9 protein-coding genes are annotated in these 13,559 nt (G+C 64.4%); 5 read left to right on the top strand and 4 right to left on the bottom strand.

What is annotated here, in order from left to right; translation table 11 throughout:
* Positions 1 to 268 precede the first annotated feature (268 nt).
* From VIG90_RS14270 to VIG90_RS14250, 5 genes are all read left to right on the top strand, one after another.
* Positions 269 to 757, top strand: a complete 489-nt coding sequence (locus VIG90_RS14270) for a hypothetical protein (protein WP_331594190.1) — start codon at positions 269 to 271, stop codon at positions 755 to 757.
* A 165-nt stretch (positions 758 to 922) separates the two neighbouring features.
* The gene (locus tag VIG90_RS14265; protein ID WP_331594189.1) at positions 923 to 1,588 is read left to right on the top strand and encodes a TIGR00730 family Rossman fold protein; all 666 of its coding nucleotides are present in this window, start codon (positions 923 to 925) and stop codon (positions 1,586 to 1,588) included.
* A 116-nt stretch (positions 1,589 to 1,704) separates the two neighbouring features.
* Positions 1,705 to 2,922 (top strand): NADP-dependent isocitrate dehydrogenase, encoded by a 1,218-nt coding sequence (locus tag VIG90_RS14260; RefSeq protein ID WP_331594188.1) that lies wholly within the window; start codon positions 1,705 to 1,707, stop codon positions 2,920 to 2,922.
* Between the two features lie 247 nt (positions 2,923 to 3,169).
* The gene (locus VIG90_RS14255; RefSeq protein ID WP_331594187.1) at positions 3,170 to 5,317 is read left to right on the top strand and encodes a putative bifunctional diguanylate cyclase/phosphodiesterase; all 2,148 of its coding nucleotides are present in this window, start codon (positions 3,170 to 3,172) and stop codon (positions 5,315 to 5,317) included.
* Positions 5,318 to 5,402: 85 nt separating this feature from the next.
* Entirely contained in the window at positions 5,403 to 6,767 is a 1,365-nt protein-coding gene (locus tag VIG90_RS14250) for an anti-phage deoxyguanosine triphosphatase (protein WP_331594186.1), read from the top strand.
* Here VIG90_RS14250 and VIG90_RS14245 read toward each other — a convergent pair.
* The 4 genes from VIG90_RS14245 to recA all read right to left on the bottom strand — a co-directional run bounded on the left by VIG90_RS14245 (position 6,764) and on the right by recA (position 13,534).
* Entirely contained in the window at positions 6,764 to 7,060 is a 297-nt protein-coding gene (locus VIG90_RS14245; RefSeq protein ID WP_331594185.1) for a hypothetical protein, read from the bottom strand. The two genes, VIG90_RS14250 and VIG90_RS14245, sit on opposite strands and share 4 nt — an antisense overlap.
* Positions 7,061 to 7,173: 113 nt before the next feature.
* On the bottom strand, positions 7,174 to 8,958 hold the full coding sequence (locus VIG90_RS14240) for an alkaline phosphatase family protein (RefSeq protein WP_331594184.1): 1,785 nt from the start codon (positions 8,956 to 8,958) through the stop codon (positions 7,174 to 7,176).
* Between the two features lie 369 nt (positions 8,959 to 9,327).
* Positions 9,328 to 11,997, bottom strand: coding sequence for an alanine--tRNA ligase (alaS, locus tag VIG90_RS14235; protein WP_331594183.1), 2,670 nt, complete (start codon positions 11,995 to 11,997; stop codon positions 9,328 to 9,330).
* A gap of 508 nt (positions 11,998 to 12,505) precedes the next feature.
* Complete coding sequence (gene recA, locus VIG90_RS14230; protein ID WP_414695506.1) at positions 12,506 to 13,534, bottom strand: recombinase RecA; 1,029 nt, start codon at positions 13,532 to 13,534, stop codon at positions 12,506 to 12,508.
* Between the last annotated feature and the right edge of the window lie 25 nt (positions 13,535 to 13,559).

The raw sequence follows: 13,559 nt of genomic DNA, 5'->3' as shown, positions 1-13,559 counted from the left end.
AATTTGGTCAGAAAATCCATCGGTAATCCTTCTTCGCGAACGGTTTCGCGGATTCTAGAGCCCGGCGTTAAACCAACGAGACGACTGTCGCAAGCATGACCGGCCCTTGGCCGTCTCGCCCATGGCTCGCTCCGTCCCCCTACCTACACTCATTGCAGGAAAATTTCACCCTGAACGGGCAAACACCCTTCCGTGACGCCCCATTAACCAATTGTTGAGGGGACGACCCGTACAACCTTTCACATAGTCTCAACCGGATCATCGTGCCGTGACAATCGCCTACCCCTCGCTCGAACCCACCATCGACTGGCCCGAGGACTGGTCCGCGATCGCCTTTGACGGACGCTGGACTCTTGATCGTGCCTCCTCGACGCTGCTGGATGTGGTCACCAGCCACCCCATGAGCCTGCCCACGTCCTTCCAGTTCCGCTGGCGGTCCGGCCGCTACCAGATTGCGGTGCAGGAAAGCAGCGATGCCGCGGTCTTGCAGCTGAGCGGCGTCGTTGGCACCATTCCGTTCACGTCCGAAGACCGCTCCTCCCGCCGCCGGGTGCTGGACACCCTGCGCCACATGCGGGACATCTGGCCCTGTGCCGGGCTGACGCTTGCGGGCGGTCAGGTGCGTCTGGCGCGCGAGCTTCCGGCGGATCGGGAAAGCCTGTCCTTTCGCGAGATGGTGGCGCAAGCCAGCACCGCGCTCCTGCCGGTCCAGCCGGTCATCGAACTGATCGAATCAGATCTCTGGCCCGCCGCCTGACCTGTGCTGCCCGATACGAGGGGCCTGATCCGGCACCCATGCTTAAAGTACGGCACAGTACGGCGCATCATAGTTTGGCGCGCCACAGCGCAGCGTTGACCGCACACGCCTGATCCAAGGCGGCTCTGGCAGTTCGCGCGCGCCTTGGGTAAGCTGCCCGCCATCATGACCCAGCCTCTTCATCCCGATCTTCCCCGCCCTGCCGGAGTTCCGGCATCCCCTGAAAAGTCGGCAAGCCCCAAGCCGGCAAGCCTTTGCCTGTTCTGCGGCTCGCGTGCCGGCAACGATCCGGCCCATGCCGCGCTGGCGGCCGAGCTTGGGGTGCGCCTTGCCCAGGCCGGCATCACACTCGTCTACGGCGGCGGCGCGCTTGGCCTCATGGGCGTTGCGGCTAGGGCGGCGCTGGACGCGGGCGGCGCGGTCGTCGGCGTCATTCCCGCCTACCTGTCCACCGTCGAGATCGCCCAGCCGGGCCTGACCGAGCTGATCGTCGTCGACACGCTCCAGCAGCGCAAGCAGATCATGGCGGCCCGGTCCGACGCGTTCCTCGCCCTGCCTGGCGGCATCGGCACGCTCGACGAGCTGCTCGAGATGATGACCTGGTCGCAGTTGGGCGAGCACAGCAAGCCCGCCTGGCTGCTCGGCAACAATGGCTACTGGCAGCCGTTTCACGCGTTGCTGCAGCATATCATCGACGCCGGGTTCGGCGACCCGCGCCTGCTGGGCGAAGCGGTGGAGTTGCCCGATCTGGACACGTTGATGGCCATGTTGGGCCAGCCGCCGCAGATCCTGCCCACGCGGGCAGAGCGCGCCGCAATGATCGACGAGTGACTTTTTTCCATGTCAAGTTGTGCGGCTGGTTGATTTGACCGCTTGGCCTGCTACACACCGAGCGGAATTCTTATGGGCATCTGCGCCCGCGGATAGTTGCTGTTCCGGAGGAATTAATGGCTAAAATTAAAGTGAAGAATCCGGTCGTCGAAATCGACGGCGACGAAATGACCCGCATCATCTGGCAATGGATCCGCGAGCGTCTCATCCTGCCGTACCTCGACATCGATCTGAAGTACTACGACCTGTCCGTCGAGAAGCGCGACGAGACCAACGACCAGATCACCGTCGATGCCGCCAACGCGATCAAGCAGTATGGCGTCGGTGTGAAGTGCGCCACCATCACGCCGGACGAAGCCCGCGTGAAGGAATTCAACCTCAAGAAGATGTGGAAGTCGCCCAACGGCACCATCCGCAACATTCTTGGCGGCACCGTGTTCCGCGAGCCGATCATCATCAAGAACGTGCCGCGCATCATTCCGGGCTGGACCGATCCCATCGTCGTTGGCCGTCATGCCTTCGGCGACCAGTACCGCGCCACCGACTTCCTGGTGCCGGGCGCCGGCAAGCTGACCATGAAGTGGACCAGCGAAGACGGTAAGGACGAGCAGGAATACGAGGTGTTCAACTTCCCGGGCGCCGGTGTCGCCATGGGCATGTACAACCTCGACGAGTCGATCCGCGACTTTGCCCGTTCGTGCATGAACTACGGCCTGAACCGTGGCTGGCCGGTGTACCTCTCCACCAAGAACACGATCCTGAAGGCCTACGACGGCCGCTTCAAGGACCTGTTTCAGGAAGTGTACGAAGCCGAGTTCAAGGCGAAGTTCGAAGCCGCCGGCATCATCTACGAACACCGCCTGATCGACGACATGGTGGCTTCCGCCCTGAAGTGGAGCGGCAAGTTCGTGTGGGCGTGCAAGAACTACGATGGTGACGTGCAGTCCGACCAGGTCGCCCAGGGCTTCGGCTCGCTGGGTCTGATGACCTCGGTTCTGATGACGCCGGACGGCCAGACCGTGGAAGCGGAAGCCGCTCACGGCACCGTGACCCGCCACTACCGCATGCATCAGGAAGGCAAGGCGACCTCGACCAACCCGATCGCCTCCATCTTCGCCTGGACCGGCGGCCTGAAGCACCGCGGCAAGCTGGACGGCACCCCGGAAGTCACCAAGTTCGCCGAAGTTCTGGAGCGCGTCTGCATCCAGACCGTCGAAGAAGGCAAGATGACCAAGGACCTCGCGATCCTCGTCGGTCCGGAGCAGCCCTGGCTGACCACCGAGAAGTTCTTCGAGGCGATCGTCGAGAACCTGGAAAAGGCAATGGCAGCCTAAGGCGCCATCCCTTCTCGGGAATGCTTGAGACAAGGGCCGCAACCACGTTGCGGCCCTTGTTTTTTGATCCAAGCGTGATTTTTTGACCCGAACCTGGATCACGTGCCAGAAATGTCACGCAGACCGAAAAACGACTGATCTGGTCTGGAAACGCTCCGTATGCACTATCGAGCAATTTTCTTGCTCGCAACTCTCGGCTATAGCCCGGCCCGTGATTTACCAAATTTTGGTAATGTGAGCGTAAGCGATGAGTATGTTTGCTGTCTCCGATCTTCCGGCTGCGGCTGTCATGAGCGGAAGCTTTGACCCCGTCCTGGTCGTAGCGTCCTACCTGATTGCCACCTGCGCCGCCTATGTTGCCCTCACGGTTGCCCGGCGCATTTCCAGCGCCACCAGCCTGAAGCATCTGTGGCTGGGACTGGGTGCCCTGTCCATGGCAGGCGGCATCTGGAGCATGCACTTCGTCGGCATGCTGGCGTTCGATCTGCCCATCCCGATCGGATATGACGCCACGCTCACCCTTTTCTCCCTGCTCATTGCCGTGCTCGTCAGCCTGTTTGCGCTGAAGGAGGTCTCACGGCCCCAGCTTTCCACCCGCCGCCTGCTCTTGGGGGGTGTACTGATGGGCTCAGGCATCGCGGCCATGCATTACACCGGCATGGCTGCAATGAAGATGCAGCCCGCCATCACCTACGATCCGCTGCTGTTCGCGGCCTCCCTCCTCATTGCCGTTGCCGCCTCCATCGCGGCGCTGTGGACCTGCTTCGTCTTCAGCCGGCAGGACTGCAAGCATCCTCTCCTGTCCATGCTCGGCGCGGCCGCCGTCATGGGCTTCGCCATTGTCGGCATGCACTACACGGGCATGATGGCCGCGCAGTTCCCGGCCGGTGCCGTCTGCGGCGCGGCGGGCGCACTTAATGCCGCCGAGCTTGGCCGCATACTGTCCGTGGGGTCCAGCGTCCTGCTCTGCAGCACCATGCTCGTTGCGTTCCTCGACGGCCGCTACGAAACTGCCACCGTCAAGCTCAACAAGTCCCTCGAGGCTGCCAACGCGGAACTGGAGCGCCTTGCCATGACGGATTCGCTGACCGGTCTTGCCAGCCGTACGGCGCTGGAATGGCACCTGCGCGAACTGCCCGCCGCGGGCACGGCGCAGCAGTACCGCTATATCGTCATGTTCGTGGATCTGGACGGCTTCAAGGCCGTCAACGACGAGTTCGGCCACAAGATCGGCGATGTCCTGCTGGTGCAGGTCGCAGCACGGCTTCGCCAGTCAGTCCGTCCGGCCGATGTGGTTGCCCGCTTCGGCGGCGACGAGTTCATCATCATTGCCGAAACCACGGCTGACCGCACGGTGGGCGACGAGATCGCACGGCGCATCTGCCGCGCCATCGAGCAGCCCTATGAAGTCGAGGGCCACTCCCTCGTTCTGTCCTGCAGCATCGGTCTGGCGGTTTACCCGGATGACGGCGAGATGCCGGAGGACCTGATCAGCCGCGCGGACATCGCCATGTTCGACGTGAAGGGCACGGGCCGCGCCGGCTACCGCTACTTCACCCCCGAGCTGGGCCAGAAGGTCAACACGGACCTGCAGACCAGCCTGCAACTGCGTCGCGCCATCGCCGAGAACGAGCTGGAGCTGTACTACCAGCCAAAGATCAATGCCGTGACCAACCGCATCTGCGGAGCCGAGGCACTGCTGCGCTGGAACCACCCGGAGCGCGGCGTGCTGCCTCCCATCGAATTCATCGGTCTTGCCGAGAAGTTCGGCCTCATCAACCAGCTGGGCAACTGGGTGGTCCGCCAGGCCAGCCGCACTCTGGGCGACTGGGCCCGCCGCGGCGGGCCGCTGGGAGAGCTCGACCTGTCCATCAACGCCTCGTCCTACCAGTTTCGCGATCGCGGCTTTGCCGATTCCGTGTCCGGTCAGATCGCCCGTCACGGCTACCGGCCCGAGCGGCTGATCGTGGAGATCACCGAAACCGCGGCGATGGAGCGGACCCAGAGCAATCTGGGCGTCATGGAAGCGCTGGCCGGACTTGGCGTGCGCCTGTCCATCGACGACTTCGGCACCGGCTACTCCTCCCTCAGCTATCTCGGCAACCTGCCGATCAAGGAAATCAAGATCGACAAGAGCTTCGTCTCCAATCTCCAAGTGGGGTCGGATGGCGAGAAGGTGGTCTGGGCCATTCTTGACCTTGCCAACCGCCTCGGCCTGCATGTGGTGGTTGAGGGCGTCGAGAATGAAATCATCGCCCGGCGCATCGCCAGCATGGGAGCCCCCTGTCTGCAGGGCTATCACTATGGCCGCCCGGTGCCGCGCGCCGAGTTCGAGGCAAAGGTGCTGGCTGAAGCCAGCAAGCTGGACTACGCCCCGCGGGTCGCCAGCCGGTGAGGATTTCCGCCTCGGCTTGGTCTGTGCTTGACGCCCCGGCTGCTCTATAACCGCGGCACTTCATGCAAGGATCAAGCAGACACTCATGTGGACAGAACGGCGTGACACTCCCCGGGCCAAGTCGCAGGACGCCCGCTCTCCCTTCGACATCGACTATGCGCGCGTCGTTCACTCTGCTTCCTTCCGGCGGCTTCAGGGCAAGACGCAGATCCTCAACCTCGGGGACAGCGACTTCTACCGCACCCGCCTCACTCACTCGCTGGAAGTGGCGCAGATCGCGGGCGGACTGGTAGAACACTTCCGCAAGTTCTGGCCCGAACATCCCGCCCACGCGCACCTGCCCGAGGCCAGCCTCATCCAGACCGTCGGCTTCACGCATGACCTCGGCCATCCGCCGTTCGGCCACGGTGGCGAGGTTGCGCTGAACTATTGCATGCGCGACCATGGCGGCTATGAAGGCAACGGCCAGACGCTGCGCATCCTCACCCGTCTGGAGAGCTTTTCCGAAGGCCACGGCGCCAACCTCACCCGGCGCACGCTTCTGGGGGTCATGAAGTATCCGGTGCCGTACAGCACGGTCTCCAACCCGCAGGTCCGGCCGAAGCTGGCGGATTCCGCAACCCTCATCCGCGTCATCGACCGGAAGGCGAGCGAGCCGCCCAAGTGCTACCTCGACAGCGAACAGGACGCCGTCGATTGGGTGCTGCACCCGCTCTCAAGCCAAGATCGCGCCGCGTTCCAGCAGTTCGCGCCGCGACCCGGCAAGCACGGCAAGCCGCTGCACAAGTCGCTCGATTGCTCCATCATGGACCTGGCGGACGACATCGCTTACGGCGTCCATGATCTGGAAGATGCCATCGCCCTCTCGCTCATCAGCCGGGAGCAGTTCGAAGCGGCCCTGCCGCGCGAGACCACGCCCGCGGACCTTTGCGGCCTATTCCTCAGCGAGCTGCGCGAGAGCGGCCGCTATGCAAATACGGGCAGCACAGACAGCGAGACGTGGAGCTTCCTGCTCAAGGCCCTGTTCGGTGCCGAGACCAGCCGCAAGCGCCTCATCGGCGATCTCGTCCACCACTTCGTGCGCCATGCCCGGCTCGAGACGGAAGACACCTTCGCCGAGCCGCTGCTGCGCTACCGGGCCGGCCTGGAGCCGTCCGCCCGCAGTTTTCTCGATTGCCTGCGCGATCTCGTCATGGGGCTGGTCATCACCAGCCCGCAGGTTCAGCAGCTGGAGTTCAAGGGCCAGCAGATGGTGATCTCGGTGTTCGAGGCGCTGGCCAGCGACCCCAAACGCCTGCTGCCGACGGATGTCTTTGCCCGCTATGAGGACAGCAGCGGAGGCATGCGCACCATCTGCGATTATGTCGCCAGCATGACCGACGGCTTCCTGCTCAAGGCCTACGACCGCCTGTTCAGCCCCCGCATGGGCTCGGTGTTCGACCGGCTTTAGCTCTTCTTGCTCAACGATCTACCGAGCAGCCAGAAGTGCAGCAGATGCGTCCCGACAAAAGCCAGCGCCATGATGAGGAGCGCCCACAGGCCATCGGGCTGCGTCTCGACCTTTCCCAGGCAGAGCAGCGTCGCGGTTCCGATCAGCAGCACTGCCGCCAGCGCAGGCGTGAACGCCAGCGCAACGCGGCGTGACGCCGTCCAGACCACCTCCCCACCGAGGCTCCATTGCATCGGCAGGCGATCGTGGCCCGAGAACCGGCGGTTCGCCGCCCGTGACAGTGCGATGAGCATCGCCGGGGCTGCGAGAGCAACGACAAAGTATTGCATGCAGATCATGGACTTGAGAGTGCTTTAATCCGCCGCCTCTGTCCAGCCCGCCCTCGCCTGCAAACACAAGCGCCAGTTCACCACTTCGGCGCAGGACACGCTCCGTTGCCGAAGTCGGCAAGGTCTCGGCACTGGCCGTCCAGAGTCGGGTCCGGTTGGATGCCGAGCACATGCGCCAGCGTCGGGGCGATGTCCACGGTCGGCACCGGCAGCGGGCGCTCCTGCGGGGTGATCCCCGGCCACCAGAACAGGATCGGCACCCGGCGATCGTAGTTCCACACCGTGCCGTGGCCGGTCAGCGTGCGGTCCGGCCGCGGCACCTTGTATTGCTGATACGGCCCGAACGCGACCGTGATGTCGCCTGAGCGCTCCTTGTCCGTGCTCAGCGCGAACCGCTCCTGCAGGGTCAGTTCATCCACCGGTTTGGCACGGTCGACCTTCGTCTCCAGCAGCGTCTCAAGACTGTAGGCCGCCGCCACATCCGTGCGCCCATTGATCAGCGGCACAGCCGCCTTCAGCCCCCGCTCGCGCACGGCCGCCGCCGGGCGCTTGCCAGCACGGTCAACGACGTAGATCTGGTTGATGTCCGTGCCGTCGTCCGTGGTGGTCAGGGGATTCCAGTCCAGCCGCAGTTGCTGGCGCAACCGGGCGTTCACCTCTTCCAGCCACGGGCGCGGCGCCAGCCGCCCGGCAGTGGGATAACCCTGCTTTGCCAGACGCTCGGGGAAGTCGATGCCGCCATGATCGGCAGACACCACCACCATCACCGGCACGCCCAGCTTTTCCAGATCATCGAGGAACGCGCCCAGCTCCCGGTCGAGCCGCACCATCTGGTCGCACATCTCCGGCCCGGCGGTGCCGTAGCGGTGACCCACCAGATCCGTTGCCGAAAGGCTGACCGCCAGCAGGTCGGTCGCCTCGCCCTGCCCCAGTTTGTAATGCTCGATCAGAACCCGGGCGGCATCCAGCGTTGCCGCATCCAGCAGCGGCGAGACCGCATACTGGCTCTTCAGCACGTCCTCGCGGCTGCCGGTCTGCCATGAAACCGGCGGCACCTGCGAGCGCCAGGTCTTCTCGCCGAATTGCCAGTAATCCTCCAGCGCGCTGCATTGCTCATCGGCGTAGGTCCACATCGGCGGGCTGGCCTGCCAACTGGCCTGAAGCGACCTGTTGAAATCCGCCAGCGGCTTGAGGGCGGCATCCCCCGACTGCCCTGCAGGCACGGAGGTGGTGAAGCCGTAGCCGGACGCGAACCAGAACGAGGCATCGGCCTTGTGGCCGCCCATGTTGAGCGCCCCGCGATCCTTGCCGGAAACGGCCACCACGCGGCTTTTGGGCGATTGCGCCTTCAGCCAGTCGCCTACGGTCGAGACCCGGAGATTGCGCGCGCTGCGCCCCTCGCTCGCATCCGCCTGCACGTCATGGGCCGGGCGCATGGCGGTGTCTTCCATACAATACACGTCACGGCCGGATGCGATATCATACCAGCCGTTGGCGATGATCCCGGTGTTGCTCGGGTGGCGGCCTGTCAGCAGGGTGGAATGGCCCGGGCACGTCTCGGTCGCGCCGTGGGTCTGATAGCCGTTGGCGTAGGTGATGCCCTGATTGCCCAGCCGCTTGAGCCCACCCGTGAACCGGCCGCGCCAGGCCTCGAACAGATTGCCGCTGAACTGGTCAACCGAAATAGCAATAACCAGCTTCGGACGGGGCTGAACCGCAGATCTGGTTACCGCGCCTGCTGCTTCTTGCCTAGCCGATGTGGCCGGTGCAGGCGCACTCTGGCCCGCTGCCAGCGCCGGCGCCGCCAGCGCAACTGCGCTGCTGGCGGCCAGAAGAAAATGCCTAAAGCCCCGCATGCTCATGCCCCTGATCCCTGTTACAGAACTCGCAACCCCGCAGGCTGAACACGGCCATGCTCGCTCGCGCCTCCGGTTATTGCGACAATATTACAGTTTCATGCGCACCACGCGAGGGGCTGTGTGCAGACCGTTGCACAGGGGCGCTTCGTTGTTTCTCTGCAGGGATCTGGGGTTTCTTCTCTGTTCGCACTTTTGTTTGCTGCAGTGTTTAACGCCCTGCTTGAAAGCGTCCTGTATCCAGATGGCACCTCCCAATTACGAATGGGAGTACAGGAGGGTTAAGACCCTCCTGCGAAAAAGCTCAAAGAAAAGAAAAAGGCCGCGCTGAACGCTGTCAGCACGGCCTTTTTCATTTACTCAAGGCAATCAGCCTCAGGCGGCGGTGGAAATCACCGCCTTTACTGCGGCCAGCGCCTCGGCTGCGGCGTCCACGTTCGGGCCGCCGCCCTGCGCCATGTCCGGACGTCCGCCGCCGCCCTGACCGCCAACGGCTGCAACAGCGGCCTTGACCAGATCGACAGCCGAGATGCGGTCCTTCAGGTCATCGGTCACGCCCACCGCAACGGAAGCCTTGCCGCCGTCGGTGGTGATCATGACCGCCACGCCCGAGCCGATCTTGGACTTCGCGCCGTCCACCAGACCGCGCAGGTCACGGGCCGGGATGGCGTCGGTCACCTGACCAAGGAAGTTGATGCCGTTCACCTGCTCGGAAGACGGGCCCGAACCGGCATTGGCCGAGCCGCCGGACAGCGCCAGCGCCTTCTTGGCCTCGCCCAGCTCGCGCTCCAGCTTGCGGCGCTCTTCGAGCAGAGCCGTGACGCGCTCGACGATATCCGCCGGGCTGGTCTTCAGCACGGAGGCCACTGCCTTCACGCGGGCTTCCTGTTCCTCGAAGTAGCGGCGGGCCGCCTCGCCGGTCAGCGCCTCGATGCGGCGCACGCCGGCCGATACCGCGCCTTCGCCGACGATGGCGAACACGCCGATGTCGCCGGTGCGGTTGACGTGGGTGCCGCCGCACAGCTCGACCGAGAAGTGGCCGCGCTCGTTCTCCGGTTCGTCGCCCATGCTGACCACGCGCACTTCATCACCGTACTTCTCGCCGAACAGCGCCATCGCGCCGGCGGCAATCGCCTCGTCCGGCGTCATCAGGCGGGTGACGACATCGTGGTTCTCACGGATGCGGGCGTTCACGTCCGCTTCCACAGCCGCGATATCGTCCTCGCTCAGCGACTTGTTGTGCGAGATGTCGAAGCGCAGGCGGTCCGCTGCCACCAGCGAGCCCTTCTGGGTCACGTGGGCACCGAGCTTGCGGCGCAGCGCCTCGTGCAGCAGGTGGGTGGCCGAGTGGTTGGCGCGCAGGGCCGAGCGACGCTCGCCATCCACGATCATCTCCAGTTCATCGCCCACGCGCACCGTGCCGGCCTTCACCTCACCCACGTGAACGTGGATGAGGCCCAGCGGCTTCTGCGTGTCGCTGATGGAAATCTCGAGGCCGTTGCCATTGCGCAGCACGCCGGCATCGCCCATCTGGCCGCCCGACTCGCCGTAGAACGGCGTCTGGTTGGTGACGATGCGCACCTGATCGCCCGCCGACGCGCTGTCCACGCGCTGACCGTCCTTCACGATGGCAACCACCTGACCCTGAGCGGTCTCGGCGTTGTAGCCGACGAACTCGGTTGCGCCCGATTCCTGCGCCAGATCGAACCACAGGGTCTCGGCCGCCTTCTCGCCCGAGCCGGACCAGGCCGCGCGGGCCGCCGCCTTCTGGCGGGCCATGGCTTCGTCAAAGCCGCCCTTGTCCACGGTCAACCCTTGAGAGCGCAGCGCGTCCTCGGTCAGGTCATAGGGGAAGCCGAAGGTGTCGTAGAGCTTGAACGCCACTTCGCCCGGCAGGGCAGAGCCCGGCGTCAGACGGGTGACTTCCTCGTCCAGCAGCTTCAGGCCCTTGTCCAGCGTCTGGCGGAAGCGGGTTTCCTCCAGCTTCAGCGTCTCGCGGATGAGCGCATCGGCCCGCACCAGCTCCGGATAGGCCGCGCCCATCTGGTTGATGAGCGCCGGAACCAGCCGGTGCATCAGGGGCTCTTTCGCGCCCAGCAGGTGAGCATGACGCATGGCGCGGCGCATGATGCGGCGCAGCACGTAGCCACGGCCGTCGTTGGACGGCAGCACGCCGTCGGCGATCAGGAAGCTGACGGCGCGCAGGTGGTCGGCGATCACGCGGTGGGAGACCTTGCTGCCTTCGCCGTCCGGGTTGGTGGACGTGGCGTCAGCCGAGGCCAGGATCAGCGCGCGCAGCGTGTCGGTATCGTAGTTGTCGTGCTTGCCCTGCAGCACGGCGGCAACACGCTCCAGGCCCATGCCGGTGTCGATGGACGGGTGCGGCAGGGTAAGGCGCGTCTCGGCGTCCACCTGCTCGTACTGCATGAACACCAGGTTCCAGATCTCGGTCCAGCGGTCGCCGTCTTCCTCGGCCGAGCCCGGCACGCCGCCGTAGATGTGCTCGCCGTGGTCGTAGAAGATCTCCGAGCACGGGCCGCACGGGCCGGTGTCGCCCATGGACCAGAAGTTGTCCTTGGTCGGGATGCGGATGATGCGCTCATCCGGGAAGCCGGCGATCTTCTTCCACAGGTCGAACGCCTCGTCGTCCGTGTGGTACACGGTGACCAGCAGCCGATCCTTGCTGACGCCCCACTCCTTGGTGATCAGGCGCCATGCGCTGTCGATGGCGCGCTCCTTGAAGTAGTCGCCGAACGAGAAGTTGCCCAGCATCTCGAAGAAGGTGTGGTGACGGGCCGTGTAGCCGACGTTGTCCAGGTCGTTGTGCTTGCCGCCCGCGCGTACGCACTTCTGCGAGGTGGCCGCGGTCTTGTAGGGGCGCGTCTCCAGCCCGGTGAACACGTTCTTGAACTGCACCATGCCCGCGTTGGTGAACATCAACGTCGGGTCGTTCCGCGGCACGAGCGGGCTGCTCGCCACCACCTCGTGGCCTTCGCGACGGAAGAAGTCGAGGAAGGAAGAGCGGATATCGTTGGAACTGGCCACGCCTAAGCCTCTTTTCTAATCTTGCGGCCATTGCTGCCCGCTCGCGCGGACATGGCCGAATTCCTTATCCCACAGTGCGGCCCGTTGCGCGACCTCCGGTTCAGGCAGTCCTTCCTGCCCTGAAAACCGTTCGCCCCGCCCGGACCTTTTCATTCGGACCTGACTTAAGCGCAACCAGCGCTGGTGAAAAGAGGGATACGCACCAACATCCTCGTCAAGCTGCCCATTTCGCCGCTCCTGTGTCCTGCCGGGCCGGGTTTTGGCCCAAGCGCCCGGCCCAGCCCCGCTCCTGCCCTGCCCCAGCCAGTCTCTGTTCCCGCCCGTATCTATCCCCGCCTGCCTTGCCAGTCCCATCGCCCCCTTCTGAACACAAAAAGGCCGGGCGTTTCTGTGAAAACCACGGAAACGCCCGGCCACTCTTGCTTACTTGTCCAGTAGGGTCTGGCAGCGAGGACTGCCAGCCGGGTACCGGTTAGTCTCCCTGAACCCGGCCATCCGCCTTCATGGCTTAGATATCGTCTTCCTCGCTCGGAGACGTCATCAGCGCCTCGGCAACCAGACCGGCGTTGCGCCGGATGGCTCCCTCGATCGCATTGGCCATATCCGGGTTCTCCAGCAGGAACCGCTTGGCGTTCTCACGACCCTGCCCGATGCGGGTGCTGTCGTAAGAGAACCATGCGCCGGACTTCTCCACCACGCCGGCCTTCACGCCGAGGTCGAGGATTTCGCCCATCTTGGACACGCCCTCGCCGTACATGATGTCGAATTCCACCTGCTTGAACGGCGGCGCCAGCTTGTTCTTGACCACCTTCACCTTGGTCTGGTTGCCGACGATTTCGTCGCGTTCCTTGATCTGGCCGACGCGACGGATGTCCAGTCGAACAGAGGCATAGAACTTGAGCGCGTTACCGCCGGTGGTGGTCTCCGGGCTGCCGTACATCACGCCGATCTTCATGCGAACCTGGTTGATGAAGATCACCGTGCACTTCGACTTGGAGATCGAGCCGGTCAGCTTGCGCAGCGCCTGGCTCATCAGGCGGGCCTGCAGGCCGACGTGGCTGTCACCCATCTCGCCCTCGAGTTCGGCACGCGGCGTCAGGGCCGCCACCGAGTCAACGACGAGGATGTCGATAGCGCCCGAGCGCACCAGCGTGTCGGCGATTTCCAGAGCCTGCTCACCGGTGTCCGGCTGCGAGATCAGGAGCTCGTCGATGTTCACGTGGAGCTTGCGGGCATAGATCGGGTCGAGCGCGTGCTCGGCGTCGATGAACGCCGCGGTGCCGCCCGCCTTCTGCGCCTCTGCAATGGCATGCAGCGCAAGGGTCGTCTTACCCGAGGATTCCGGGCCGTAGATTTCAATGATGCGCCCCCGGGGCAGGCCGCCGATTCCCAGCGCCATATCCAGCCCGAGCGAGCCGGTGGAGATCGTCTCGATCTCAACCCCCGAGCTGCGCTGGCCCAGCTTCATCACCGAACCCTTGCCGAATGCCCGGTCGATCTGTGCCAGTGCGGCTTCCAGTGCGCGCGTCTTGTCCATAGAGTCTTTCTCGATCACCCGAAGA

Origin of the sequence: Pedomonas sp., from assembly GCF_036515995.1 — a bacterium.
Classification (GTDB): Bacteria; Pseudomonadota; Alphaproteobacteria; order Sphingomonadales; family Sphingomonadaceae; genus Pedomonas.
The sequence above is the reverse complement of the archived record's forward strand: the minus strand, read 5'-3'. Positions and strand labels throughout refer to the sequence as shown.